We start from the raw sequence: 23,662 nt of genomic DNA, 5'->3' as shown, positions 1-23,662 counted from the left end.
GCGATCAGGCGGCGGCGGCGCGTTCACGCAGTTCTTCGTAGAGACCTGTTTGGCCCAGCAAGATCTCCTTCATGCCATCTCGAATGGTGGCCGAACCCAGGGCCTGACTACTCATCGTTTGATGGGCATCTAGAGCGCTGATGATTGCGTCCATCAGGGCACTACCAAGATCGGGAGACGAGCCAAATTGTTCTTTGCTGTTGGCAGAGGCCTGCTGCTGCAGGGTGGGTGATTCCAGCAACTTGCTGCGGATCACCGAGCGCACATAGACCACCTTGTCTTCGTCGCTGAGTTCGCCTGTAAATAGGTCGTTCAGCTTGGAGATGATTGCTGATAGCAAGGCCTTCTCCTTGTCCTGAACTGAACCACCACCAGGGGCTAAGCCTGCAAGCTGAACCACTTCTCCCTGTTGAAGGTCAAGCTTTGATTGTCCCTTGTTCCGGAGCGTGTGGTGCGTCAGGACGACCTTGCTTAGATCAACGGTTGGCACCTCTCGCTCAAACTCCAACAGCGGTAGCAGCCGCTTGTAGAACAGTGCTCGCTTCTCCAAGCTGGTGTTGCCATAGTCGTAGATCTGCGACAGGAAGATATAGAAGCGCACGTAGGTGCCCATGTCGCTCCTGAACAGGGTGAGGGCATCTATTTCATCCTTTGCCTTATTGATCCCGTCTGGTTCGTTGGCATCTTCTGCATTGCGCTTGGCCAGGCGTGCTTCCTTGAAGGCGTGCATCAGCCTTTGGGCAATAGGCTCCAGTGCCCCGATCAGTTCACTCTGCTTGCTGCCAGGGGCGAGCAGTACCTTCACCACCCGATCCACCTCGAATTCGTCGTAGTGGTTTTGACTATCTAGCTTGGCCTTAAGGCTGAGAATCAAATTTGGGTCTGTTGCTTCTGCCAGCTCAGCGGTCTGGTAGTAGGCCTTGAACGCATTCAGAATGTCGTTTGGCTCATTGGCAAAGTCCACGACATAGGTGGTTTCCTTGCCAGGGGAACAGCGGTTCAGACGTGAGAGGGTTTGCACGGCCTGGATGCCAGATAGCCGCCGGTCCACGTACATACCGCAGAGCAACGGCTGATCGAAGCCAGTCTGGAACTTATTGGCCACCAGCAGTATTTGGTAATCCTCGCCCTTGAATGCCTCACGGATGTCGCTTTTAAGGCCTGGGTTCAAGCTGCTGCTCTTCTCGTTGAAGGGATCAGGGCCTGACTCCTTGTCGTCAACGTCACCGCTAAAGGCCACCAGGGTGCCTAGTTGGTAGCCCTTTGCCTTGATGTACTTGTCGATTGCTAGCTTCCAGCGCACTGCCTCCTTCCTCGATCCCACCACAACCATCGCCTTGGCTTTGCCATCGAGCAGTGGCCAGACGAACTGACGGAAGTGCTCGACGATGATCTCGACCTTCTGGGCAATGTTGTGGGGGTGCAGCTTCACCCAGCCCATGAGCTTCTTCTTGGCTGCGCTCTGCTCCACTTCCTCATCCGCCAAACCCCGCCCGTCTTGAGCCAGACGGAAGGCCAATGAGTAGGAGATGTAGTTCTGCAGGACATCAAGGATGAACTCCTCTTCTATGGCCTGCCGCATCGAATAGACGTGGAATGGCTCCGGCAGGTTCCCGTCGCCAGCTGGTTCATGGGGGTTGGGTCGCCTGCCGAACAGCTCCATGGTTTTGGCTTTCGGCGTGGCAGTGAAGGCGACGTAGGTAATGCCGTCTTCCTTCACCCGCTCTGACATCTGGGCCGCCAGTACGTCTTCTATGGAGACTTCAGCGCCGTCGCTCTGGTCTGCAACATCTGAGGCGCTGAGCACCTTCTTGAGCTTTTCGGCGGCCTGGCCGGTCTGGGAACTGTGGGCCTCGTCGGCAATGACAGCAAACCGCTTGCCGCCCTTAAGCGTCATCTCCTGCATCTTGTTCATCAAGGCCGGGAAGGTCTGGATGGTGCAGACCACCACCTTCTTGTCCCCGCCTAAGGCCGTTGCCAGCTGGTCACTCTTGATGCCCTTGTCCGTTGTGATGGAAGCGACCACGCCCTTCTTGCGCTCAAACGATTCGAGGGCTTCCTGCAGCTGGGTATCAATGACGTTGCGGTCGCTGACTACCAGCACCGAATCGAAGACCTTCTGATCGTTGGCGTCGTGCAGCTCAGAGAAGAAGTGGGCGGTCCAGGCAATGGAGTTGGTTTTGCCAGAGCCAGCCGAGTGCTGAATCAGGTACTTCTGCCCTGGTCCTTCGCTCCGCACCGCTTCCTGCAGCAGCCGGGTGACCACAAGTTGGTGGTAGCGAGGGAAGAGAATCCGCGTGATTTGTTTCTTTTTATTCCGCTCGGCAATGCAGTAGCGGCCGAGGATTTCAAGCCAGCTCTCCCGCTCCCACACCTCCTGCCACAGGTAGTCGGTGGGGTAGCCGGGGCCATTAGGCACGGGGTTGCCCTTGCCGCAGTTCTTGCCGCCAGGGTCACTGCCTTTGTTGAAGGGCAGGAACACGGTGGCCGGCCCTGCCAACTTCGTTGTCATGAGTACCTCCCGGCAGCTCACGGCGAAGTGCACCAGGGCACCGCTGGGGAAACTCAGCAGGGGTTCAGGGGTTTTGCCAGCGAGCTTGGGTAGGCGGTCGGTCTTGTACTGCCACACCGCGTCGTCTATCGACTGAGTGTTGTCGGTCTTGAGTTCAACGGTGGCGACCGGGATGCCATTGAGGAAGAGGACCAGGTCGATGCTGTTCTCGTTGTGCAGCGAGTACCGCACCTGGCGGACGACTCGCAGGCGGTTGGCGTTGTAGCGAGTAAGGATTTCTGGGTTGAGGCCCAGGGCGGGTTTGAACTCCGCCAGCTTGAGGGCCTTGGGTAGACCCATGACCTCGATGCCGTTGCGGAGCAGGTCGAGGGTGCCCTGCTGGTCGAGCTGTTCTCGAATGCGTTGCAGAAGGTTGGCTTCTGCCTTGCTGCCGTTCTTCTGCTTGTAGGTATCCCAGGCGTCCTTCTGCGAGTCTTCAAGCCAAGCGGTCAGGTCTGGCGGGTAGAGCGCCAGCTTGCGGTCGTAGTTGTCTGCCGTCTTGTCTTGGTAGAGCCAGCCATGGCTGCCGAGGTACTCGCAGACTTCCTTCTCGAAGGCGGATTCGAAGTGGACGCTCATGGGTTGCTGGCCTCCGGCTCCCGAATCAGCTGATGCAGAGTCTGCCCTTGGTTACTCTTCCATTCTTTCCACCCATTGGCGGTGCGACCGAGCAAGGCAATGGCAGCACCGCTTGGGGACTTGAACAAGTGGTCTTTCGGAAACACAAGCTGGCCCTGGTCATCAAGTTGCATGACGCCGCTGTCTAGAAGTCGTTGTCTCCATCGTTCGTTGGTCTCCCCAAGGGAGGGGGCTGTGTCAACACGGCCAACTGAACCGGCCAGTACGACGAAGCCTTCTGCTGTGTAGAGACCTTTGGCTTCTACTCCGTTTGAGGGGCTACGGAGGTTGAGGATTTCCGCTGGTTCCTGGCTCTGCTTTGGCTTGGCTACAGGGTCAAACAGGGGGTACCCAAGACTGGAGACAAGGACACTTCCTGTTTCAAACACTTCAAAGCACTCGGCTTCCAGCGGGGCTGGTGTGTGCGGCCTTGAGCCACTGTTGCCGTTCTCGTCGGCAAAGCGGCCTGCATCGCGTATCTGCTGAAGAGAATGCCACTCCAGGAAAAGAGCGTGGGTTTGAGTGAGGCTGTTGGTTTTGGAGGTCAGCACCAAGGCCCTTTCCCAGAAGTCCTTTCTCTGGTTGTGGGCAGTAAGCCGGGCACGTAGATCGCCCGTTTGACCGACGTACACCAAGCGATCGCCGTCTTCTGTGTCTTCTCCAATCAGGAAGTAGACGCCTACCTGGGAGCTTTGCTCCATACCCAGGAAGCTGTTCAGCAGACTTCGTGGGACCTCAATGACCTGGACAATCCGGGTGGTTATCTCTGCAATGCGAATGCCGTGAGGCTCGCCGCTGGGCAGGAAGATTTGGATTGTCTTGGGAGTGATGGTCACTGCTTGCCAGCCTCCGCTTCTACCAGTCCTCGGACGTCTATCTGCCCCGTTACCGCAGCAGAGATGAGGGCCGAGCGGCGTTCCTCCAGCAATACAAGTGATTCAGAAGATTGTATTGCCAGCTCATCCAGTTCCTTGAGTTTCTCCTCAATGGCTCTCAAGATTGCCATTTGCTCTTGAAGTGGCGGAATGGGGAAGGTTGTGTCGCCGACAAGTTCTTGGCTGATGTTGCCTGCTTTTCGGGAACTAACAGCCCTTTCCATCCAAAACGGCCTCAAGAACTGGATGTACTTATGGACATACTCGGGGAGAGCCTTGGGCGAAGGCAGAATGCCACACAGAGCTTGGTTTACAGCTGCCTCAATCTTGAGTATTCCGTTCTTGCCTACTGTCCCGCCACCACCGTAGAGAGCAACGAGAACTGTATTCACAGGTAGTGCTTTGCACGCTGTGTCCCCAAGGGCTTTCGGGGTTATAAACACTACTGCAGTATTGACTTCGTCATTGTCGATGTCAGTCGTTCTTATCCAGGGTGTTCCATGCTCGTCTTCCTCTGTTGTGTAGTAGAGCTCTGGCTTATCGCTGTTGGGTGTGCTGCCACTGGTAGTTCTGAAGTAGTGCTTGATTTTCCCTGTTTCCCAGTGCTCCGGCACCTCACCCAGCCACTCCACTCCCGAGCCCTTCATCGGTGCGTTCGGGTTTAGCCCCTTGGTCACCGCATGTGAGATGACCGACTGCCTCTTCTCTTGAAGCAGCTCAATCAGGCGTTGCTGCTCGCTGATAAGGGCGTCAATCTTGGTGGTTTCGCGGTCGAGGAAGGTTGCAATCACCTGCTGCTCATCCTTGCCTGGAACGGAGACCAGTACTCGCCCAATGTCGCAGGCATTAATTGCCGGATAGCTGACCCCAGTGGAGCGTGATATCACCTCCTGAATAAAGTGCTCTTCTTGAAGCGCGTATTTGAGATAGCTGGGCTCTATCTCTGGTCTTGGTCTTACAACTGCAAATCCCGTAGATGCAACAAGGTTCGAGGGTTGGTTGGTTACCGGGGCAATTGCTTTTAAGTACGTCCTCACTGTTGAGACAAGAACATCGCCCTCTCTTGGTACCCTCCGGGCTCTTGATGGCGACTCACCAAAAAGCAGGGTCTCTGTCTTCTCTATTCCCTTTGACAGGCTGACTGAGCCAATGTCGACATACTCAATCGTGCGCTCAGAGTCGACAGCTTCCGTAAGTGTCTCATCATTGATGCTTGCTATTACTTTCACAGGCTTGGCGGCCCATGTAATCGGCTGTTTGTGAAGCCAATGGATAGGGCTGTCTACATACTCTGGATATGAGTGCAGGCTCATGTCGACAGCCCCCCAATCATTTCCAGGATCCGGTCGGTCACCTGCTTCAGCTCGGCGTCTATCTCCTCCAGTGGCCTAGGCGGCGTGAAGACGTAGAAGTGCCTGTTGAAGGGAATCTCGTAACCCTTCTTGGTCTTGCTGTGGTCAATCCAGGCGTCAGGTACGTGCGGCAGCACCTCTCGCTCGAAATAGGTCTCGATGTCTTCTGATAGCGGCACGTTCTCTGTGTCTCTCAAGCTGCTATCAGCCTGAGGTTGCCCCTTCGCTTTACCCTTCTGGCCAAGGGCAATGTTCCCTGCCTCATCTCTCACCGGCCTCTCAACCGTGATGGTCTGGTAGCCGAAGTCCTCGTTACGGAAGATCTTGCTGATTGGCTTGCCCTCCTTTTCTGCTTCCTCGAAGGCCCCGAACAGCTTTGTAATCTCATCAATGTGCTCAGGTGATAGCTCCTTGCGCTTGCTGCCCAGGCTCTTGCGCATCTTCTGCCAGTAGCTACTGGCATCAATAAGTTGCACCTTGCCCTTTCTTTGGGCTGGCTTGCGGTTGCTCAGAATCCAGATGTAGGTACTGATTCCCGTGTTGTAGAACATGTCGGTGGGCAGGGCGATGATCGCCTCCACTAAGTCGTTCTCCAACACATAGCGGCGGATTTCACTCTCGCCTGAGCCTGCTCCTCCGGTAAAGAGTGGAGATCCATTGAGAACAATGCCAAAGCGGCAGCCGCCGTCCTGAGCTGACCGCATCTTGCTGATCAGGTGCAGCAAAAACAGCAGGGAACCATCACTCACCCTTGGCAGCCCAGGGCCAAAGCGACCGGCGAACCCCAGTGCTTTTGACTCAGCTTCTACTTCCTTTTGAATCTTCTTCCACTCCACGCCAAACGGTGGGTTGGAGAGCATGTAGTCGTACTTCCCCTCCGGAAGCTGATCATCCGACAAGGTGTTGCCAAAACAGATGCTGTTGATGTCCTGGCCCTTGATCAGCATGTCCGCTTTGCAGATGGCATAGCTCTCTGCGTTCAGCTCTTGGCCGCTCAACACCAGGCGGGCTGTGGGGTTATGGCTAACCAGGTGTTCTTCTGCAATGCTCAACATCCCGCCTGTACCAGCGGTTGGGTCGTAGAGGCTGCGAACGATGCCCGGTTGGGTCAGGGCGGCGTCGTCTTCTATGAAGATGAGGTTCACCATCAATCGGATGACCTCGCGGGGGGTGAAGTGTTCCCCTGCGGTCTCGTTGGATAATTCAGCGAACTTGCGAATCAGCTCCTCGAACACCAACCCCATCTCGGCGTTGCTGACCGTTTCTGGGTGCAGGTCAATTTGGCCAAACTTCTCGGTGACCAGGTACAGCAGGTTGGCCTTTTCCAGCTCGTCCACCTGCAGGTAGAACTTAAAGCTCTCGAAGATCTCCCGCACCGCTGGGGTAAACGCCTGGATGTAGCTGCGCAGGTTCTCGGCGATGTTGTCGCCATCCCCCATCAGCCGCTTCATATCCAGCGGCGAGGTGTTGCAGAAGTTGTGGCCCGCCTTACGCAGCAGGAAGGGTTCGGGGTCGAGGCCCTGACCCTCTCGCAGGGCCTTCTCTTCCAGCACTGCCGCCTTGGTTGGCTCCAGCACGCAGTCCAGCCGCCGCAGCACCGTGAAGGGCAGGATGACCTTGCCGTAGTCGCTCTGCTTGTAGTCGCCCCGCAGCAGGTCGGCGACGGACCAGATAAAGGCGGAGAGGTTTTGCTGGCCAGCGGACTGAGGGCTCGACTGGGAACCGAGCTGTGTGGAAGTGGTCGTCACGGTTTGATTTAAGGAGGCTGACTTCGCAGTAGAAGAAGGGTTCTGGTTTGTCGAAGGGTCGATCAAGGCAACCGAACCACCTCGGCCTCGTCCCGTCTTGATTCGATCTGATGAGAGCAGGGTGGCTTTGACGGCGTCATAAACCTGCTCGCTCCAGCCCAACAGCTCGCGCAATCGGCCATTACTGGTGGAGCCACCTAGGGCTTCTAATGCGCCGGTGAACTCTTGCTCGGCCAAGCCTGAATCCACCGAGAAAAGCATCAGCTGCAAGACAGCCAATTCTGCTGCGGGTTAGTGGACTTGTCAGCAGCGCTGTGGCCTTTGAAATCCAGGCTGGTGCTGGATTTCATGCAGATCTCGCATAGTTGAGGGGCATACCAGCCAGCGTTGCTGCTGCTCCTCACGCCCCAACCCCTGCTGCCACTGGCGCTGTTGCTGCCCGATTGATCCGGACCTTCAGTAGCCGCAGGCAAAGCCGTGCCGCCTTGCTGTGAGCCGCACTACGGGGTAGCAGCAGCCATAGCTGCTCGATCAGTGGTGGCTGCGCTGCTAGCGGCACCAGAGCATTGGCTTCTAGCCAGCCAGGCCCTAGCAGCTCAGCGCAGACGGGCATCGCCAGCTTGCGGTCCCTTGCCCGCTTGAGCCAGGCAGCAGGTTCCTGGCAGGCCTCTGGTTGCGCCGCAACTCCAAGACCGTGCCACTCCAGGGCTTGATGCAGCAGCGGCAGCGCACCCCGTCGCGGCAGCAACACTTGCTTTGCCTCTGTAGTTGTGGCCACCAGCTGCAAGGCCAGCTGCCCCATGGGCATGGCGGTTAGCCCGTCCCATTTGGGCGATTGACCTGACTGCAGCTGCTGCTCCAGACAAAAGGAGCTAACGATTGCGCCATCGAGGAGGCCATGGTTCACCAGCTCAGCCCAGTGCTCAGCGTTGCGAAAGCGGGGCGGCACAAGCTGTACGCCGGCCATGCCATGCAAAAGGCTTTGGTGCAGCAGGTCTGTACCGAGCCGGATCAGCCCAGCCATCAGCCGGTGCTCTCTGTAGGCCAGCCGCAGGTGGTGCAGACAGGTGTTGTGGCCGTGCCGGAAAATGGGTGCTCCACGGCGTGGCAGCAGCTGGAATTGCTGCTGCATCAACTGCAAGCTGCGGCACACCGTCGATTGGTGCATCGCTAGCGCCGCACCTGCCTTGGCTTGGGATCCAGCAAGCTCGAGGAAATCGAGGATGTGCAGGTCTTCTAAGGGCGTTGGCGGCGCGTAGGAGTTCTCAGCCCGCCGTGGTGTGGAGCGGGCACTGCTGCTGCAGGAATGGGCCAAGGGAGGCAGGAACGTGTTGCTGAATGCAGCGTCAACGCTGCGGGGGCTGGCGATGCTCTTTTTCGTGCGAAATAGTGGAAGCCCCTGTTGCCTCTGCCGCGATGGCGACCTTGCGCTGCCACCTGCTGATCGGCCAGCCCGCCAGCGGTAAAACCACGCTGGCAAAAGCATTGGCGCCCCTGCTCACTGGACCCGGGGAGGCCCCTGCGCTGGTGCTCTCCACCGACGTGATCCGCGCGGAGTTGTTTGGTGATGCAGCAGTGCAGGGCCCCTGGGTTGATATCCAGCAGCGGCTGCACCAGCGCATTCAAGAGGCCGTGGCTGCGGGCACTCCGGTGATTGTTGACGCCACCCATGCCCGCCGCCCCTGGCGCCTGGCCATCACCCATGCTCTCCCGCTACCAGCGCCAGTGGAGTGGATCGGTTGGTGGCTCTACACAGACCTGCCCACCTCTTTGGAGTGGAACAGCCGGCGCGAGCGGGCCGTGCCGGTGCCAGTAATCCAGGAGATGGCCGCTGCCCTTGCCGATCCGCATTTCGGGCCATGCCGAGCGGAGGGGTTTGCGGCGATCTGCGCTGTGGTGCCAACCCATCACGGCGAGCTGACGCCAGTGCTGCAGGCCGAACTGTCCGGGCTTGATAAGCGCATCCGCTCTGCCACCAACCGTGAGCGCAAGCTGCAGCGCCACGGCTACTCGCGGCTGCTTGATCTCGAGCGGCTGCTGTATCTGATCAAGCTGCTGAGCAGCTGGCCTGATCTGTCGCCAACTGATCCGGCCAGCACCGAGGAGCTGGAGGCGATCCTCTCGCCACTGCCCCAGGGTGATCTGGCCGCTCGTGCGGCGGCGTTTCTAGGCCAGTTGCATGGCCAGTGTTTTGCTGATGCCACTGCGATCCGGGGGGATTTGGCCTGGCTGGAGGCCAATGGCTTCTGCAGCGCGGTGCCGGTGTCTGCTCCAATCCAGCTGGCAGAGGTTCCCCAGCGCATGCGGGGTGATGCTGGAAGTGGCGCAAGCCATGGCGGGCTGCCGCCCATGGGCGATGGACCGGTGTTTCTGCGGGTGATGACGCTTCTGCGCCATCTGCTGCAACAGCCCTTTGATCGGCCGGCAGAACGCGGCGCCAACCTGCACCAGTACCTGATTGTCGCCACCGAGGCCATCCCTGGTGCCTACCTAGGCGGTGAAACGGCAACGCTGCGTAAGGACCTCGAAAAGATCCTTACGCCCTACGGCTTCCGCAATCGCAATGACAACGTGCGACACGGCTACTGCCTGGGCACCGCTGTGCTGCCTGCGGCGCGGTTGCAGGAGCTGCACAACGTGCTGCGCCAGAGCGCCGGCCGCCTGGCCGACCCTTCTGCTCAAAACCTGCTGGTGGAGCTGGATGAGCGGTTGGGCTGGGCAGGCATCAGCGCCAATGGTGTAGCGCCAGTGCGCAGCTATGCGCGCCATGCGGTGGTGGACACCGCCCTGGTGCGGCGCGATTCGCTGGCAGCACCTAGGCGGGCAGACGCCATTGAGGCCGCAATCGTTGAGCACAGGCGTGTTCTGCTTCAGCGCTACCCGGGGGTTGGCAGCTTTGCTGACAGCCCCGCTGGTGAGCTGCGGGTATGGCCGCTGCAGCTGATCTTCCACAACGTCGGTTGGTATCTCCTCTACGAGGAAGACCAGGTGGGCCATGAGCAAGGGCTCATCCGCAGCGAACGGCTCGATCGCCTCGCCTCTCCCCCCAGCAATGGAGACCTACGCCGCAGCCCGGAAGAGCACGCCGCCGCCCTCAGCCGCCTGGAGCGCTTGCTGCACCACAGCGGTGGCATCTACTTCGGGAGTGATCTTGAGCAGCAGCTGGCGATTGCCAGCCCATCGGCCCAGCGGCGCAGCCAGGCACTCGTCACCCTGCGCTTTTGCTGCGCCCCCTGGGCGTTTGCCTTCATCCGCGAGGGGCTGCAGCGCTACCCAATCGAGCACACGCGTTTCTCCAAGCCGCTGACTGGCGATAGCTGGTGGCACCACCCCAAGGCGCCGCATGTGCTGGAGCCCGGCCCTAGCGACAGCCACCCCTATCCGGTGGAGCTGGACCTACCTCTCTGGACCGTGGCAGCCGACATAGACCTACGCAGCTGGTTGTTTGCTTTTGGCGGTGGCATTCGCATTGAAAGCCCCGACGTGCTGCGGCAGGAGCTGGTGGACCGTTGCCGGGAAGCGATTGAGGCCAATGGCAGCCGGCAGCCAAGTTCAGAGCCTGCTGAGCAAGCACTGCGCAGCCGTTTTTCCAATCGGCTGCGTAGTGACTGAGTCATTCACTACGCAGCCACGACTAAATCCCGCTGAGCAATTGATGGAAGGCCCCTGAGAAGTGGCCGGGTTCCTCGCTTTGCCGGCGCGGGTGGAACCCTTTTGACACTGAAAGCAGCCGCCTAAAGAGATAGCCCCAAAACGCTTGAGCACGCTTTGGGGACCTTTTTGGGGACTAGCCTTGAAGGCCTATCGGTGAAAAGTCAATCGGGGCGACAGGATTCGAACCTGCGACCTAGTGCTCCCAAAGCACCCGCGCTACCAAGCTGCGCCACGCCCCGTCGCTGATGAGCTTAAGGGTGCGCCGGCGCCATCAGGCAAGGCTCAGCGGCCCAGGGATCGGATCAGGTCGAGGAGGTTGCCGCCAGCGGCTGGCGGCTCGACGCCTCGATCGATAAACCAGAGATAGCCGGCTAGGACATTCAGCCCAATAACCAGCAGCCAGACCCGCCAACCCTCTGGCAGTTTCATCTCAATCGCAGACAGGCGAATCCATCATCCTGGCCAAAGCGGGCCATACCAGGGCTGGCATGGCCCGTTGACAATGCAAACTCTCGCTTATAGTACGGGTGTATTAATTGCCCAGGGTCATGATTTCCACCCCGGCATCCGCCCCAGCATCCGCCCCGGTTTCCTCCCCGTACGCCGTCTTCCGCGCCGAAGAGTGGACGTCACATTTGCAGACCTTTTGCGCTGCTCCAGTCCGGGGTCATCCCCAGTCCCCTGGCCCTTGCCAGGGCTCGGTGCTGGTGCAGGGCGAATTATTTGAATTCATGCTCCCCGCGCCTAGCTAGTGTTGAAATCAACACGCGGGGTCCTGGTCATGGTGATGAGCTCCGGCAATAGCGACTCAACTGATATCGGTCGCTCGGTGATGAAGTGGGGGCAAGATGGCGAGTTGTCCGTCCTCGACCTGCGTTCAATCCTGGAGCGACTCAGCGCCGTAGACGAGCAAGCTGCCGGGCTGATGGATTGCCCCTTAAATCCGCCCAACTAATTCCTTGGCAGTCAGTTACTCAGCGACTAAGGCAATGCAGTCGATTTCCACCCGAGCCCCCTTGGGCAGAGCAGCGACTTCGACGCAGGCCCGAGCTGGCGAAACCCCATCGCTAAATAGCTCCGCATAAATCGCATTAACCCGAGCGAAATCGCCCAGGTCTGCCAGAAAGACCGTGGTGCGCAGCACCTGTCCTGGGCTGCTGCCGCCAGCTTCCAGGACGGCCTGCAAGTTGCTGAGCACCTGGCGGGTCTCGGCCTCCACATCACCAGCCCCCACCATCAAGCCAGTGCTGGGATCCAGGGCGATCTGACCGGAGCAATACAGCACTCCCCCCGCCTTCACCGCCTGGTTGTAAGGGCCTACTGGCGCAGGGGCGCTGGCGGTGATTACGGCTTCGGGCTGCATCGGGTGACTCATGCCAGGTCAGGATGGTGGCTGAGCCTATGGCCCTTGCCGGTCCTGCGCCGATCGCCAGCCCCCTTGCCGAGCTGATGCCTGCCGAGTTGCCGTTGCGCGAACACGTGCAACTGCAAGGCTTGTGGCACCGCTACGCCAATGCCACAGCAGGCGACTGGACGTTGCAGGGCATTGATCTAGCCCTCCATCAGGGCGAATTGGTGGGCTTGCTTGGACCCTCCGGTTGCGGCAAAACCACCCTGCTGCGCTTGATCGCTGGTTTTGAGCGTCCAGAGCGCGGTTCGGTATTGATCGACGGCCGGGCCGTGGCCGGTCCCGGCCGCTGGCTGCCACCGGAGCGCCGCGGCGTTGGCATGGTTTTCCAGGACTACGCCCTGTTCCCCCACCTCGACGCCTGGCGCAATGCCTGTTTTGGCCTGCGGCGCGGTCAGGACAGCAGCCGGGCTAGCTGGTTGATGGAGCTGCTCGGGCTCAATGGCTTGGAGTGCCGCTATCCCCACGAGCTTTCGGGCGGCCAGCGCCAGCGGCTCGCCTTGGCCCGGGCCCTGGCGCCGGGCCCTTCCGTGGTGCTCCTCGATGAACCCTTCTCCAATCTTGATGTGGAGGTGCGCCTGCGGCTGCGCAGCGAGCTGCCCGCCGTGCTTTCGCGCTGTGGTGCCAGCGGCCTGATCGTGACCCACGATCCCGAAGAAGCACTCGCCATCTGTGATCGGGTGGCGGTGTTGCGCGATGGGGTGCTGCACCAATGCGCTAGCCCCAGGCACCTGGTGCAGCACCCCGCCACCTCCTTTGTGGGGCGCTTTGTGCTTCAAGGCAACCTGCTGCCGGCCCAGCGGTGTGGTGAGCAGGTGATCACAGCTCTAGGAAACCTGCACGCCACAGCCGGCTCCTCCCTGTTGCCCCAAGCGGGAACTGCAGGTGAAAGCGAGGAGGTGCTGGTCAGTCCTGAGGCGATTGGTCTCCATCCAGATGCGGAGGGTGAGGCCTGGGTGCAGGGGCGCGAATTCCTGGGCCGGGAATGGCTCTACAGAGTGCAGCTCGGTGATCTGAAACTGCGGCTGCGCTTGCCTTTGGAGGCCGAATACAGCCGGGGCCAACGCTGCCGGCTAGCCCTGCGCCCCGGAGCCCTTGGTGTGATCTTCCCAACCCAGCAGGCCCTGCAGGTTGGCCCCCCTGCCCAGCGGCCCTAGCTGGGCCAGTGATCCTTACTAAGCCGCAGCTCGGCCAACTGCTCCGGGCTGCTGGCTCGCACAAACAAATTGGTGACTCGCTCCAGTTCCAAGCTGCTGGGGATGGTGGCTTCGCCGCGGCCCCGCGCCGCCCCAACCGCCGTCAGCCGCGCCTCGATAGCACCGGCACAGGGATCGCTGGCTGCCACCACCGCGGCGGCCCAGCCCAAATTGGCTTGCGTGTATTCATGGGCGCACCACACCTTGGTGGCTGCCGGTAGCTGGGCCAGCCGCTGCAGCGAGACATGCATGTCGGCTGCGCTGCCCTCAAACAATCGCCCGCACCCCCCGGCAAACATGGTGTCGCCGCAGAACAGGTGCCCGGAAGCGGGCAGGTAGTAGGCGATGTGGGCGCGGGTATGCCCCGGCACGGCGATCACCTGCACCTGCTCACCCAGCAACTCAACGCTGTCGCCATCGCCCACCCCCATGGTTTGCAGCGGAATTCGCAGCAGGTCGTCGCGGCTGGCCAGCACCGCCGCCTCGGGCCAGCGGGCCAGCAGTCCGGGGGTGCCGCCGATATGGTCGCTGTGGTGGTGGGTGTGCAGGATCGCCACCAGCTCCAGCCCCTGCTGCTCGAGGGCAGCGATCACTGGCTCTGCCACGGCAGGATCGACCACCACCGCCTGGCCCTGGCGCTGCATCAGAAAGATGTAGTTGTCGCGCAGTACCGGAATCAGCCCGACGCTGAGTTGCTGCATCGTTAAAGTCCAGTTTGTGGCGCCTTTCCATGATCACCGCTGCAGCCCCGGCATGATCACCGTCGCCCTCGCTAAAGGTGCCCTGCTGAAGGATTCGGTGGCCCGTTTTGCGGCCGCTGGTCTCGATTTCGCTGGCCTGCTTGAGCCCGGCAACCGCCAGTTGATGGTGCCCAGCGCCTGCGGTCAGGCCCGGGCCCTGCTGGTGCGCAATGCCGATGTGCCCGTCTACGTGGCCTACGGCCAGGCCCAGCTCGGCGTGGTGGGCTACGACGTGATCCGCGAACACCAGCTGCCGGTGGCCCAGCTGCTCGATCTGGGTTTCGGTGGTTGCCGCATGAGCGTGGCCGTGAAGGCAAGTAGTGGCTATCGGCGCGCTTCCGACCTGCCCGCCCACTGCCGCGTTGCTAGCAAATTCACCGGCTGCGCCCAGGCCTTCTTTGATGCCCTCGACCTACCGGTGGAGTTGATCCATCTAGCTGGATCTGTAGAGCTGGGACCGATTACCGGCATGAGTGAGGCGATCGTCGATCTGGTAGCCACCGGTCGCACCCTGGAGGAAAACGGCCTGATCGCCATTGAAGATCTTTTCCACTCCACCGCCAGGCTGGTGGGCCACCCCTTAGCTCTGCGACTCGACGACGGTCCCCTACAGGGAATCGTCGACCGCATCGCTCTGGTTGCCACCCCCCGAGGTAGCTGATGGCAGGCCTTGACCGGCAACGCCTAGCCCGCCTGCTGCCCTACCTCGGCCGTGATCGCCGCCGCCTCGGCCTCACCCTGCTGCTGCTGATCCCGGTGGCATTCGCTGCTGCGGTGCAGCCGCTGCTGGTGGGCCAGGCAATCGCCGTGTTGCGGCGAGAGCCCACCCTGGGCTGGCTTGATGGCATGGCGGTGCCGGAGGCCCTGCGCCTGCTGGTTCTGTTGCTGCTTGGTGCGGTGATGCTGCGTCTGGGTTTGCAGGGCATCCAAACCTTTAACGTTCAGGCCGTTGGCCAGCGGCTCACCGCCCGCATCCGCGACGACCTGTTTGCCCACGCCATGGCACTGTCGCTGCGCTTCCACGACCGCACTCCCGTTGGCAAGCTGCTCACCCGGCTCACCAGTGATGTCGATGCCCTAGCGGAGGTGTTTGGCAGTGGCGCCGTAGGTGTGCTGGCCGACCTGGTCACCCTGCTGGTGATCGCAGTCACGATGATCTCGATCGAGTGGCGGCTCGGCCTGTTGCTGCTGGTCAGCCAGGTGCCAGTGGTGCTCGGCATTCTTTGGTTGCAGGGTCGCTTCCGTAAGGCCAACTACCGGGTTCGCGAGGAGCTCAGCCAGCTCAACGCCGATCTGCAGGAAAACCTCCAGGGCTTGGAGGTGGTGCAGATGTTCCGCCGCGAGGCCACCAACAGCGCCCGTTTCTCCCAGGTCACCGCCGCCTATCGCGAGGCCGTCAACGGCACAATCCTGTTTGACAGCGCCATCTCGGCCTTCATCGAATGGGTGGCCCTGAGCGCAGTGGCCGTGGTGCTTGCCCTGGGCGGCTGGATGGTGCTCGGCAGTGCCATGGGCCTAGGCACCCTCACCACCTTCATCCTTTATTCCCAGCGGTTGTTTGATCCCCTGCGCCAGCTGGCGGAGCGCTTCACCCAGATCCAGGGGGGGCTCACCGCTGTTGAACGCATCGGCGAGCTGCTCGAGCAACCGATCGAGATCGCTGATCTACCAGCTAGTGAACGCTCTGCTGCAGCCATTCAGAGCGGCAGTAAGCGGGCCAGTGCTGGTGAAGTGATCTTCGACAACGTGTCGTTTGCCTATCGAGAAGACGACCCGATCCTCACCGATCTTTCCTTCCGCATTGCTCCCGGTGAACACGTGGCCCTGGTGGGCCCTACCGGCTCAGGCAAAACCACCGTGATCCGGCTGTTGTGCCGGCTCTATGAGCCCCAGCGCGGCCGGATCCTGCTCGATGGCATCGACATCCGCCAGTTGCCGATTCACACCCTGCGTCAGCGGCTAGGGGTGGTCCTGCAGGACACCTTCCTGTTCAGCGGCAACGTGGCCGACAACCTGCGCCTCGACGCCCCGATCAGCAGCGAAGCCCTGCATCAGATCTGCGCTGAGCTGGGCCTAGAGCCCCTGCTGCGGCGCCTGCCTGATGGGCTTGCCACCGAGCTGCGTGAGCGCGGCGGCAACCTCTCCTCCGGCGAGCGCCAACTCCTCTCAGTGGCCCGAGTGGCGATCCGCGATCCCTCAGTGCTGGTGATGGATGAGGCCACGGCTTTTATGGATCCCTCCACCGAAGCCACCCTGCAACGGGATCTTTCGCGGCTGCTTCAGGAGCGCACCGCCATCGTGATTGCCCACCGCCTTGCCACGGTGGAGGCGGCAGATCGCATCTTGGTGTTGCGCAAGGGGCACTTGATTGAGCAGGGCAGCCACAGCGAGTTGCGCCTGGCGGGCGGTGTCTACGCCCAGCTGGCCGACCTGCAGGAGCGGGGCCTGGCCGCGCTCTGAATCAGTCTTCAGACCCTGGCAACTTGCTGATTTACAACTGGCTGCTTGGCAACTGACTGAGCCACTGCTGAATCGGCTCCGCCAGTTGCTCAGGCATCTGGCCCATCGGCAGGTGGCCAGCTCCAGCCAGCTCGATGAACTCGTGCTCTGGGGCGTAACCGGCCAGATGGCGCACATAGCGAGATGCCATCACCTGGTCGCGTTCGCCGGCAATCCACAGGCTTGGCACCTGCAGGCGGGCAGTGAGCTGGGGCAGCTGGCGCACCGCCCCAGGGCCGGTGCTGCAGGCCAGCAGGCCCTGGGCTGCCCGGCGCTCGGCGAGCAGGGGGCTGCGCACCGAATCGCTGCCCGGCAGCTCCGCCAGCCAGCCAGGACGCCAGCGCAAAAACAGGGCGCCGCCGCGGCGCACCTGGGCAAAGGCTCGCGGCTGATAGACACCACCGCCGGCGGCGATCTGGATCACCCCCACCAGTTGCTCGCCCAGTAGGGGCGCCGCATGCAGGGCGATGCTGCCCCCGAGGGAATGGCCCAGCAGCACTATTGGTCTGCCACCCGCCTGCTCCTGGGCCGCTGCGGCTAGCCAGCGGCCGTAGCTGGCCAGGTTTGGCTGCAGCCCCCGGGGCCTGGGCCGCTGGCCGAAGCCCGGTAAATCCGGACTCCACAGCTCCCAGCGTGGTGCCAGCGCGGCGGCCAGGGGCGTCCACAACCTGCCGGCCAGCAGCCAGCCATGCACTGCCACCAGCAGGGGGGAGGGGGCTTGGTGCACCAGCGCTCGGCAATCCGGGCCCCCCAGGCTGGCGCAGCGATCGCAGCTCGAACGACCATCGGGCAGGATCGTTCCATTGCGTTGCACCCGCCCCTGTGGCTTCGGCCGAGCTCCTCACCAGCCTCTACGGGGACAAGCACCGGCTCTGCCCCACGCCCAATTCCCAGCTCAGCCTGGTGCTCAGCCGCGAGCGGGAAATCGACTTGTTCGAGCTTGAGCGGCTCTGCGATGCCGTGGGCTGGAGCCGCCGGCCCCTGCGCCGCGTGCGCAAAGCCCTCCAGCACAGCCTGCTGCGGGTGGGTCTGTGGCGCCATGACACCCGGATGCCAAAGCTGGTGGGCTTCGCCCGCTGCACCGGCGATGGCGTCGTCGAAGCCACCGTCTGGGACGTGGCCGTACATCCCCTTTATCAGGGCGCTGGACTGGGCAAGCAGTTGATGGTTTACGTCCTCGATCAGCTGCGCTCGATGGAAGTGGATCGGGTCAGCCTGTTTGCCGACCCAGAGGTGGTGGCCTTCTATGTCGCCCAGGGCTGGGAGCTTGAGCCGCTGCAGCGCCGTTGCGCTTTCTGGTACTCGCCTTAACGCCGGCTTCTATGAACCCCCTTCGTAGTAGCTGCTAGCTAGCTCCTCGGCGCTGCCGCCCCGCCGCCAGGCCCGCCGCAGCTGGGCGTTGCTAAGTGCCGTCTGCCATACGCCCAGCTGCTGCCAGCGGCGACCGTCAACCCTCAGCTGGGCACCCAGCGGCCGTAGCCGGCAGTGGTGCCGCAGCCGCAGCGCCAGTGCCAGGTCTTCCATCAGGGGTAAGGGCAGCAGGCCCCCTGCCCGCTGCAGCAGCGATCGGGGCAGCAGCAAGCCCTGATCGCCATAGGGCAGCTGCCGCCAGCGGCTGCGCAGCGCTACTCCCGCCTCCACCAGCCGCAGGCCAAGGCCAGCCCCAGCGATCCTCAGGTCGAAATACCAGGCCGCATCGATTTGTTTTGGCCCATCGCGGTCGATGGCCCGTGCCACGGCCTGCTGCCAGCGCTCTGGCAGGCGTGCATCGGCATGCAGCAGCAGTAGCCAGGAGCCGCCGCTGCTTTCAACTCCCAAGCAGAACTGCCTCCCCCTGCCGGGGGGGCTGGCCAGCACCTGGGCACCGGCTAGGGCCGCCACCCGGGCGCTGGCATCGGCGCTGCCGCCATCCACCACCACAATCTCCTTCAGCAACTCCCACCCCGCCGCCAGATCGGCCAGCAACAGAGGCAGCCGCGGCGCCTCATTGCGGGCGGCAATCACCACGGAGATTTTTGGGGTGATGGTTGGAGTGATGGTTGGGGTGATCAGCGCCATGGCAGCAGGTCCCTGGCCCAGTCGAGGTCGCCGCGTCGGGTTAGCAGTTCCGGCTCCAGGCCCCGACGCGCCATTGCCGCCAGGGTTTGCTCGAGCACCTGCGCGCCCCCCCAGGCGATGCCTGCGAGCAGCTCCGGCTCGGGACGCCGCAGCCCAATCAACCAGTAGCCCCCATCGAGGGCCGGGCCCAACACCCCCTGGCAGTGCCTAAGGGACGTAAAGGCGGCTGAAAGGTCGCTGGCTTCGAGCTCGGGCAGGTCGCTGCCGATCAGCACCACCTTGCTGGCCCCTTCCCTGGCGGCACGCTGAAACTGGCGCTGCATGCGCAATCCCAGAGCCCCTCGTCCCTGCAGCACGGTTCTGTCCGCCCCGAGCGCCTTGCCCCAACGGCTGGCGGCGAGGCCACCCAAGCCCTCAACGGCAAGCACCAGTTCAAGGCCGTGACCCTGGCGGGCGTCCCTAGCCGCCGCCAGGGTGTGCACTGTTAGCCGCGCCTGGATTTGGGCGGCCCTGGCTGCGCCAAGCTCCTGGGCCAAGCGTCGCTTGCAACGGCCCGGAGCCGGCCAGCGGGCCATCACGATCAGCTGGCGACTGCAGGTAGCACTCACCCCTGGCGAGGCAGTTCTGCTGGCTTTAGCTGCAGGGTCAGCCGGCCGTCGCCGCGACGCAGGGATACGGCCAGGGGCTGACCCACCCGGCCCTGGTCCACGGCCAGCTGCACCTCGGAGGGGTTCTTTACGGCCTTGCCTCCCACCTGGTCGATCAAGTCGCAGGGCTTGAGGCCACCCTCTGCGGCTGGGCTGCCGGGCATCACCTCCACCACCACCACCCCATTCACCTCGGGAAGCCGGCATTCATCGGTGCTGGCGTTGATCTCCCTAGCCAACTGGGGCGTGAGGGCCTGCAGTCGTACGCCGATGTAGGGATGGCTGGCGGAGCCCTTCTCGAGGATCTGGGCGGCGATCTGGCGAGCAACGTTGATTGGGATCGCAAAACTCAGCCCGGCGCCTGGGGCCTGACGGATGGCTGTATTGATGCCGATCACCTGACCCCGGTCATTGATTAGGGGGCCGCCACTGTTGCCGGGATTCACGGCAGCGTCGGTCTGGATGTAGGGCACGCGCTGGCCCTCACCTACCGCATTGGTGCGCTGGATCGCGCTGATGATTCCAGCTGTGACGGTGTTATCAAGGCCCAGCGGATTGCCAATGGCGATGGCCCACTCGCCCGGGCGCACTCTGGAGGAATCTCCTAGCGGAGCCACCGGCAGCTTGGAAGCCACCACCTTCACTACCGCTACATCGGTGAGCGGATCGCTGCCGAGCACCTTGCCGGTGAAGCTGCGGCCATCGGGCAGGGTCACGGTCACTTCACTGGCTCCCTCCACCACGTGGGCATTGGTGAGCAACACTCCGTCAGAACGGGTAATGAAGCCCGAGCCCTGGCCCTGCTGCTGCTGAATGGTGGGCCCGCGGCCAAACAGGCCGCCCAAGGGGTTCACCAGGCGCTTGACGGTGTCGATTCGCACTACGGCTGGCCCCACCTTGGCCACCGCATCAACGATCAGGGTGTTGCCCTGCTGCAGCGACGGCGTTGGGGGTGCATCACTGATCGGTGTCTGGGTGCTCTGGCGGCCAGGCAGCCCAGGCAGCCCTTGGCTGCAGCCCACCAGCAGCAGCGCTGCAGGGGCGACTAGCGCAGCTCGACAGCGGGGGGAGAGGCGGAGCATGGGGATGGAACTGGGCCAGGTCTGAATCCGTTTCATTAAAGACGGCCCTGCTGCGCAACCATGCGTAGATTCGGCTCCTTCGATACGGCGGAATTCGGTGCAGCAGGGAGAGGAGCTGTGGCACCAGGTTCAACAGGCTCTGCAGGCCAACCTCAGCAAGCCCACCTTTGAGACCTGGATACGACCGGCTCGCTGTCAGGGATTTGAGGCCGGCCAGCTCCAGCTTGAGGCCCCCAATAGCTTTGCCTGTGGCTGGCTGCGCAAGAACTACCTCGGCACGATCGAGGCGGTTGCCAGTGAGATCGCCGGCCGCCAGGTTCAGGTTCGGGTTTCCGCAGCCAGCGGTGATGACATCATTGCGGCGTCCGCCAGTGGTGCGGCGGCGGTTCTGGCTCCGGTGGCCGTGAACAGTCGTGATGCCGCGCCGCGTGCTACGGGCGAGACGCCCCGAAAATTGGCGCCGGGCCTCAACCCCCGCTACGTGTTCAACCGCTTCGTGGTGGGACCCAACAGCCGCATGGCCCACGCTGCGTCCCTAGCGGTAGCCGAGGCACCGGGCCGGGAGTTCAACCCCCTATTTCTGTGCGGTGGAGTCGGGCTGGGCAAAACCCATTTAATGCAGGCGATCGGCCATTACCGACTTGAAATCAACCCCGAGGCGCGGGTGTTTTATGTGAGCACCGAAACCTTCACCAATGACCTGATCCAGGCGATCCGCAAGGACGGCATGCAGGCCTTCCGCGACCGCTACCGCGCCGCCGACCTGATCCTGGTGGACGACATTCAATTCATTGAGGGCAAGGAATACACCCAGGAGGAGTTTTTCCACACCTTCAACGCCCTGCACGAGGCGGGCCGCCAGATCGTGATTGCCTCCGATCGCCCTCCGTCCCAGATTCCTCGATTGCAGGAGCGGCTGATCTCCCGCTTCTCGATGGGCCTCATTGCCGATATCCAGGCTCCAGACCTGGAAACCCGCATGGCGATCCTGCACAAGAAGGCCGAGCAGGAGCAGATGGTGCTGCCCCGCGACCTGATCCAGTTCATCGCCGGCCGTTTCACCTCCAACATCCGCGAGCTGGAAGGGGCACTAACCCGGGCGGTGGCCTTCGCCTCGATCACCGGCCTGCCGATGACGGTGGAATCGGTGGCCCCCATGCTCGATCCCGGTGGTGGGGATGTGGAAGTGAAGCCGGTCCAAGTAATCGAGAAGGTGGCCGAGGTATTCGGTGTGGGCGTAGAAGAGATGCGCAGCGCTAGCCGCAAGCGAGCCGTCAGCCAGGCCCGCCAGGTGGGTATGTACCTGATGCGCCAGAGCACCAATCTGAGCCTGCCGCGCATCGGCGAGGCTTTTGGTGGCAAGGATCACTCCACGGTGATGTATGCCGTTGAACAAATCGACCGCAAACTAAATAGCGATCCGGTTCTTTCACGCCAAGTGCAGCAGGTGCGAGACCTGCTGCAGATAGACTCCCGAAAGCGTCGTTAAAGCTCTGCTTAAATTATATTAAATTTAGCGGCACCCCTGCACTGAAATCCTATAGCTGAAGCCCAAGGCACCGGGATCCTTGCTTGCCCCTACTTTGAAATTCATCTGGGTTGCCTGCTTGCCGGGCACGCTTGCAAAGGGGCCGAACATTTTGCCTGTGCCCATCGGCGGATTCATCTCTGTATTGAACATCTGCAGGCTTGAGCCATCGCTGAACTTCATGTAGGCCTCAACGGGGTACTTGGCCTTGGGGTCCGAGCTGTTGGCGGTGAAAAAGAACTTGAAGCTGGTGTAGGGCTGGTCCACCAGAAAGTCGGTGTTCCAGTTGGTGCGACCGAAGGCCATTCCGATCGGGGTGACCTTGGCCGCTCCCACCGATTTGGACACGATCCGTGAGCTGCCATTTCCCCCAACCGGTTGCAGAAAGGTGCATGTGGGGGCCGCACCGGCACTGCCGCCCCAAAGGGCCACTCCCAGGGCAAATCCGGCTGCAGTAAGGCGTGTAAGTGACATGGGGCGATCAAATCAGCTCTGATTTTAGGTTAGGGGCCTAGATGGGTCTAGTCCCTCGACTTCACCGTCAAATACACGGCTGGCCGTGATGTCTTCTGCCTCGATCGTCATCAGGTCGAGCTTGGTTAGGGGGCTACCGATGCGGCTGAATAGGCGGTTGGCCTGGCGCATTCGCGCTCTATCAATGGCGTTACGAATGGAGCGAGCATTGGCGAAGAAGGGCAACTGCATGCGCCGGTGGATGTAGTCAGCAAAAGCTGCAGTGGCCTCCTGGCTGAAGCGGTAGTTTTCGGCGGCTAGCACCAGTTGGGCAATGGCAAGCAGTTCCTCGGCGCTGTAGTCCGGGAAATCGATATGGTTTGCTACACGGGATGAGAGCCCTGGATTAGATTGATAAAAAATATCCATTCGATCTTTGTAGCCCGCAAAAATTACTACTAAGTCGTCGCGATTACCCTCCATTACCTGCAGCAATATTTCGATGGCTTCGGCGCCGTAATCCCTTTCATTTTCTGGTCGATAGAGGTAGTAAGCCTCATCGATAAAGAGCACGCCGCCCAGTGCCTTCTTGAGCATTTCCCGGGTTTTTGGCGCGGTGTGGCCGATGTATTGCCCCACCAGATCGTCGCGGGTAGCGGTCACCACATGGCCTTTGCGCACATAGCCGAGACCGTGCAGGATTTTGCTCATCCGGGCAGCAACTGTGGTTTTGCCCGTGCCCGGTCGCCCCGTGAATGACATATGCAGGCTTGGCGGCTTGGTCTCGAGCCCCACTTGCTGCCTGGCCCTGTCGACCACCAGTAAGGCAGCGATTTCTCGGATGCGCGCCTTCACCGGCCGTAGGCCAATCAGCTCCAAGTCGAGTTGATCTAGCATCGCCTGAATGCCTGCTCCTTCATAGGCCGCCTGTAGATCAATCAGCGTGTCGTTGCCGGGGACTGGGAAAGTCAACAGACCAGAGCATCAATGGCTGCTGTGAAGGCCCAGTCTCCTGGTTCGATTGGGGAGTCTTCAGTTTCGGCGCGCAGGGTCAGGTTCACGTAGGTGCGCCCGAAGCTGATATCAGGGAAGCGTTGTTCGGTCTCGCAGAGGGCATTGAGCCGCTCCAGAAAGTCTCTGGTGGTGGCGTAGTCGCTGAATTCAATGCGCCGCTCCAGCCTTTCGGCCTGCTCGGGTTTGGGGCGCGGGGTCCAGGGTTGGTCCATTACTTGAAGCTAAAACAGGTCATTTGG

Annotated in this window: 22 protein-coding genes and 1 tRNA gene; 7 read left to right on the top strand and 16 right to left on the bottom strand. The window is 61.7% G+C overall.

Features of this window, described 5'->3' with window-relative positions:
* Window positions 1–4 precede the first annotated feature (4 nt).
* From KBY99_RS03515 to KBY99_RS03495, 5 genes are all read right to left on the bottom strand, one after another.
* Window positions 5–3,130 (bottom strand): type I restriction endonuclease subunit R, encoded by a 3,126-nt coding sequence (locus tag KBY99_RS03515; protein WP_254997388.1) that lies wholly within the window; start codon window positions 3,128–3,130, stop codon window positions 5–7.
* Window positions 3,127–3,720: a DUF4357 domain-containing protein gene (locus KBY99_RS03510; RefSeq protein ID WP_254997615.1), complete on the bottom strand. Its 594-nt coding sequence runs from the start codon at window positions 3,718–3,720 to the stop codon at window positions 3,127–3,129. The genes KBY99_RS03515 and KBY99_RS03510 overlap by 4 nt, the downstream gene beginning before the upstream one ends.
* A gap of 281 nt (window positions 3,721–4,001) precedes the next feature.
* Window positions 4,002–5,357 (bottom strand): restriction endonuclease subunit S, encoded by a 1,356-nt coding sequence (locus KBY99_RS03505; RefSeq protein WP_254997387.1) that lies wholly within the window; start codon window positions 5,355–5,357, stop codon window positions 4,002–4,004.
* On the bottom strand, window positions 5,354–7,405 hold the full coding sequence (locus KBY99_RS03500) for a class I SAM-dependent DNA methyltransferase (protein WP_254997386.1): 2,052 nt from the start codon (window positions 7,403–7,405) through the stop codon (window positions 5,354–5,356). The genes KBY99_RS03505 and KBY99_RS03500 overlap by 4 nt, the downstream gene beginning before the upstream one ends.
* 139 nt (window positions 7,406–7,544) lie before the next feature.
* Window positions 7,545–8,459, bottom strand: coding sequence for a hypothetical protein (locus KBY99_RS03495; protein ID WP_254997385.1), 915 nt, complete (start codon window positions 8,457–8,459; stop codon window positions 7,545–7,547).
* A 101-nt stretch (window positions 8,460–8,560) separates the two neighbouring features.
* On the opposite strand from KBY99_RS03495, the gene KBY99_RS03490 reads away from it, so the two are divergent.
* Window positions 8,561–10,756, top strand: a complete 2,196-nt coding sequence (locus KBY99_RS03490; RefSeq protein ID WP_254997384.1) for a WYL domain-containing protein — start codon at window positions 8,561–8,563, stop codon at window positions 10,754–10,756.
* 207 nt (window positions 10,757–10,963) lie between these two features.
* Here the strand turns inward: KBY99_RS03490 and KBY99_RS03485 are convergent.
* Both KBY99_RS03485 and KBY99_RS03480 read right to left on the bottom strand, forming a co-directional pair.
* A tRNA-Pro gene (locus KBY99_RS03485) sits at window positions 10,964–11,037 on the bottom strand.
* A 43-nt stretch (window positions 11,038–11,080) separates the two neighbouring features.
* On the bottom strand, window positions 11,081–11,227 hold the full coding sequence (locus tag KBY99_RS03480) for a hypothetical protein (protein ID WP_254929442.1): 147 nt from the start codon (window positions 11,225–11,227) through the stop codon (window positions 11,081–11,083).
* Between the two features lie 358 nt (window positions 11,228–11,585).
* On the opposite strand from KBY99_RS03480, the gene KBY99_RS03475 reads away from it, so the two are divergent.
* The gene (locus KBY99_RS03475; protein ID WP_254997383.1) at window positions 11,586–11,753 is read left to right on the top strand and encodes a hypothetical protein; all 168 of its coding nucleotides are present in this window, start codon (window positions 11,586–11,588) and stop codon (window positions 11,751–11,753) included.
* 15 nt (window positions 11,754–11,768) lie between these two features.
* On the opposite strand, the gene KBY99_RS03470 is transcribed toward KBY99_RS03475, so the two are convergent.
* Window positions 11,769–12,173 (bottom strand): RidA family protein, encoded by a 405-nt coding sequence (locus KBY99_RS03470; RefSeq protein WP_254997382.1) that lies wholly within the window; start codon window positions 12,171–12,173, stop codon window positions 11,769–11,771.
* Window positions 12,174–12,247: 74 nt separating this feature from the next.
* Between KBY99_RS03470 and KBY99_RS03465 the strand changes: the two genes are divergently transcribed.
* On the top strand, window positions 12,248–13,363 hold the full coding sequence (locus KBY99_RS03465) for an ABC transporter ATP-binding protein (protein WP_254997613.1): 1,116 nt from the start codon (window positions 12,248–12,250) through the stop codon (window positions 13,361–13,363).
* On the opposite strand, the gene gloB is transcribed toward KBY99_RS03465, so the two are convergent.
* Window positions 13,360–14,103: a hydroxyacylglutathione hydrolase gene (gene gloB / locus KBY99_RS03460; RefSeq protein ID WP_254997381.1), complete on the bottom strand. Its 744-nt coding sequence runs from the start codon at window positions 14,101–14,103 to the stop codon at window positions 13,360–13,362. The genes KBY99_RS03465 and gloB overlap by 4 nt on opposite strands.
* Window positions 14,104–14,155: 52 nt before the next feature.
* Between gloB and hisG the strand changes: the two genes are divergently transcribed.
* Both hisG and KBY99_RS03450 read left to right on the top strand, forming a co-directional pair.
* A complete protein-coding gene (gene hisG, locus KBY99_RS03455) occupies window positions 14,156–14,803 on the top strand; it encodes an ATP phosphoribosyltransferase (RefSeq protein WP_254997379.1) in 648 nt (215 codons plus the stop codon).
* Window positions 14,803–16,602, top strand: a complete 1,800-nt coding sequence (locus KBY99_RS03450; protein ID WP_254997377.1) for an ABC transporter ATP-binding protein — start codon at window positions 14,803–14,805, stop codon at window positions 16,600–16,602. The genes hisG and KBY99_RS03450 overlap by 1 nt, the downstream gene beginning before the upstream one ends.
* A 31-nt stretch (window positions 16,603–16,633) precedes the next feature.
* On the opposite strand, the gene KBY99_RS03445 is transcribed toward KBY99_RS03450, so the two are convergent.
* Complete coding sequence (locus KBY99_RS03445) at window positions 16,634–17,455, bottom strand: alpha/beta hydrolase (protein ID WP_315857950.1); 822 nt, start codon at window positions 17,453–17,455, stop codon at window positions 16,634–16,636.
* Window positions 17,456–17,463: 8 nt separating this feature from the next.
* Here KBY99_RS03445 and KBY99_RS03440 point away from each other — a divergent pair, with 8 nt between their 5' ends.
* Window positions 17,464–17,952: a GNAT family N-acetyltransferase gene (locus KBY99_RS03440; RefSeq protein WP_254997375.1), complete on the top strand. Its 489-nt coding sequence runs from the start codon at window positions 17,464–17,466 to the stop codon at window positions 17,950–17,952.
* A 9-nt stretch (window positions 17,953–17,961) separates the two neighbouring features.
* Here the strand turns inward: KBY99_RS03440 and KBY99_RS03435 are convergent, their stop codons facing one another.
* The 3 genes from KBY99_RS03435 to KBY99_RS03425 are packed head-to-tail and all read right to left on the bottom strand — an operon-like array spanning window position 17,962 to window position 20,428.
* Entirely contained in the window at window positions 17,962–18,699 is a 738-nt protein-coding gene (locus tag KBY99_RS03435) for a TIGR04283 family arsenosugar biosynthesis glycosyltransferase (protein WP_254997374.1), read from the bottom strand.
* Window positions 18,690–19,307, bottom strand: a complete 618-nt coding sequence (locus KBY99_RS03430; RefSeq protein WP_254997373.1) for a TIGR04282 family arsenosugar biosynthesis glycosyltransferase — start codon at window positions 19,305–19,307, stop codon at window positions 18,690–18,692. Before KBY99_RS03430 ends, KBY99_RS03435 begins: the two co-directional genes overlap by 10 nt.
* Entirely contained in the window at window positions 19,304–20,428 is a 1,125-nt protein-coding gene (locus KBY99_RS03425; protein ID WP_254997372.1) for a trypsin-like peptidase domain-containing protein, read from the bottom strand. Before KBY99_RS03425 ends, KBY99_RS03430 begins: the two co-directional genes overlap by 4 nt.
* 97 nt (window positions 20,429–20,525) lie before the next feature.
* On the opposite strand from KBY99_RS03425, the gene dnaA reads away from it, so the two are divergent.
* Window positions 20,526–21,917 carry a chromosomal replication initiator protein DnaA gene (gene dnaA, locus KBY99_RS03420; RefSeq protein WP_254997371.1) on the top strand — a complete coding sequence of 464 codons (1,392 nt, stop codon included), beginning with the start codon at window positions 20,526–20,528 and terminating at the stop codon, window positions 21,915–21,917.
* Between the two features lie 24 nt (window positions 21,918–21,941).
* On the opposite strand, the gene KBY99_RS03415 is transcribed toward dnaA, so the two are convergent.
* Genes KBY99_RS03415 through KBY99_RS03405 form a run of 3 tightly spaced genes read right to left on the bottom strand, consistent with a single transcriptional unit; the run spans window position 21,942 to window position 23,635 of the window.
* Window positions 21,942–22,430 (bottom strand): hypothetical protein, encoded by a 489-nt coding sequence (locus KBY99_RS03415; RefSeq protein WP_254941114.1) that lies wholly within the window; start codon window positions 22,428–22,430, stop codon window positions 21,942–21,944.
* Between the two features lie 24 nt (window positions 22,431–22,454).
* The gene (cbbX, locus tag KBY99_RS03410; protein ID WP_254997370.1) at window positions 22,455–23,381 is read right to left on the bottom strand and encodes a CbbX protein; all 927 of its coding nucleotides are present in this window, start codon (window positions 23,379–23,381) and stop codon (window positions 22,455–22,457) included.
* Complete coding sequence (locus KBY99_RS03405; RefSeq protein WP_254997369.1) at window positions 23,378–23,635, bottom strand: 4a-hydroxytetrahydrobiopterin dehydratase; 258 nt, start codon at window positions 23,633–23,635, stop codon at window positions 23,378–23,380. Before KBY99_RS03405 ends, cbbX begins: the two co-directional genes overlap by 4 nt.
* Window positions 23,636–23,662 lie beyond the last annotated feature (27 nt).

Origin of the sequence: Cyanobium sp. Maggiore-St4-Cus (genome assembly GCF_024345615.1) — a bacterium.
Taxonomy (GTDB): Bacteria; Cyanobacteriota; Cyanobacteriia; order PCC-6307; family Cyanobiaceae; genus Cyanobium_A; species Cyanobium_A usitatum.
This window is presented reverse-complemented; position numbering and strand designations above follow the sequence as displayed.

Excerpts from the sequence above, each read along its gene's own strand:
- KBY99_RS03465 (WP_254997613.1), top strand. The coding sequence starts at position 12,248 with ATGCCTGCCGAGTTGCCGTTGCGCGAACACGTGCAACTGCAAGGCTTG.
- KBY99_RS03415 (WP_254941114.1), bottom strand. The coding sequence starts at position 22,430 with ATGTCACTTACACGCCTTACTGCAGCCGGATTTGCCCTGGGAGTGGCC.
- KBY99_RS03405 (WP_254997369.1), bottom strand. The coding sequence starts at position 23,635 with ATGGACCAACCCTGGACCCCGCGCCCCAAACCCGAGCAGGCCGAAAGG.
- KBY99_RS03470 (WP_254997382.1), bottom strand. The coding sequence starts at position 12,173 with ATGAGTCACCCGATGCAGCCCGAAGCCGTAATCACCGCCAGCGCCCCT.
- KBY99_RS03425 (WP_254997372.1), bottom strand. The coding sequence starts at position 20,428 with ATGCTCCGCCTCTCCCCCCGCTGTCGAGCTGCGCTAGTCGCCCCTGCA.
- KBY99_RS03480 (WP_254929442.1), bottom strand. The coding sequence starts at position 11,227 with ATGAAACTGCCAGAGGGTTGGCGGGTCTGGCTGCTGGTTATTGGGCTG.
- KBY99_RS03515 (WP_254997388.1), bottom strand. The coding sequence starts at position 3,130 with ATGAGCGTCCACTTCGAATCCGCCTTCGAGAAGGAAGTCTGCGAGTAC.
- KBY99_RS03475 (WP_254997383.1), top strand. The coding sequence starts at position 11,586 with ATGAGCTCCGGCAATAGCGACTCAACTGATATCGGTCGCTCGGTGATG.
- KBY99_RS03505 (WP_254997387.1), bottom strand. The coding sequence starts at position 5,357 with ATGAGCCTGCACTCATATCCAGAGTATGTAGACAGCCCTATCCATTGG.
- gloB (WP_254997381.1), bottom strand. The coding sequence starts at position 14,103 with ATGCAGCAACTCAGCGTCGGGCTGATTCCGGTACTGCGCGACAACTAC.
- KBY99_RS03435 (WP_254997374.1), bottom strand. The coding sequence starts at position 18,699 with ATGGCGCTGATCACCCCAACCATCACTCCAACCATCACCCCAAAAATC.
- KBY99_RS03450 (WP_254997377.1), top strand. The coding sequence starts at position 14,803 with ATGGCAGGCCTTGACCGGCAACGCCTAGCCCGCCTGCTGCCCTACCTC.
- hisG (WP_254997379.1), top strand. The coding sequence starts at position 14,156 with ATGATCACCGTCGCCCTCGCTAAAGGTGCCCTGCTGAAGGATTCGGTG.
- KBY99_RS03500 (WP_254997386.1), bottom strand. The coding sequence starts at position 7,405 with ATGCTTTTCTCGGTGGATTCAGGCTTGGCCGAGCAAGAGTTCACCGGC.
- KBY99_RS03490 (WP_254997384.1), top strand. The coding sequence starts at position 8,561 with ATGGCGACCTTGCGCTGCCACCTGCTGATCGGCCAGCCCGCCAGCGGT.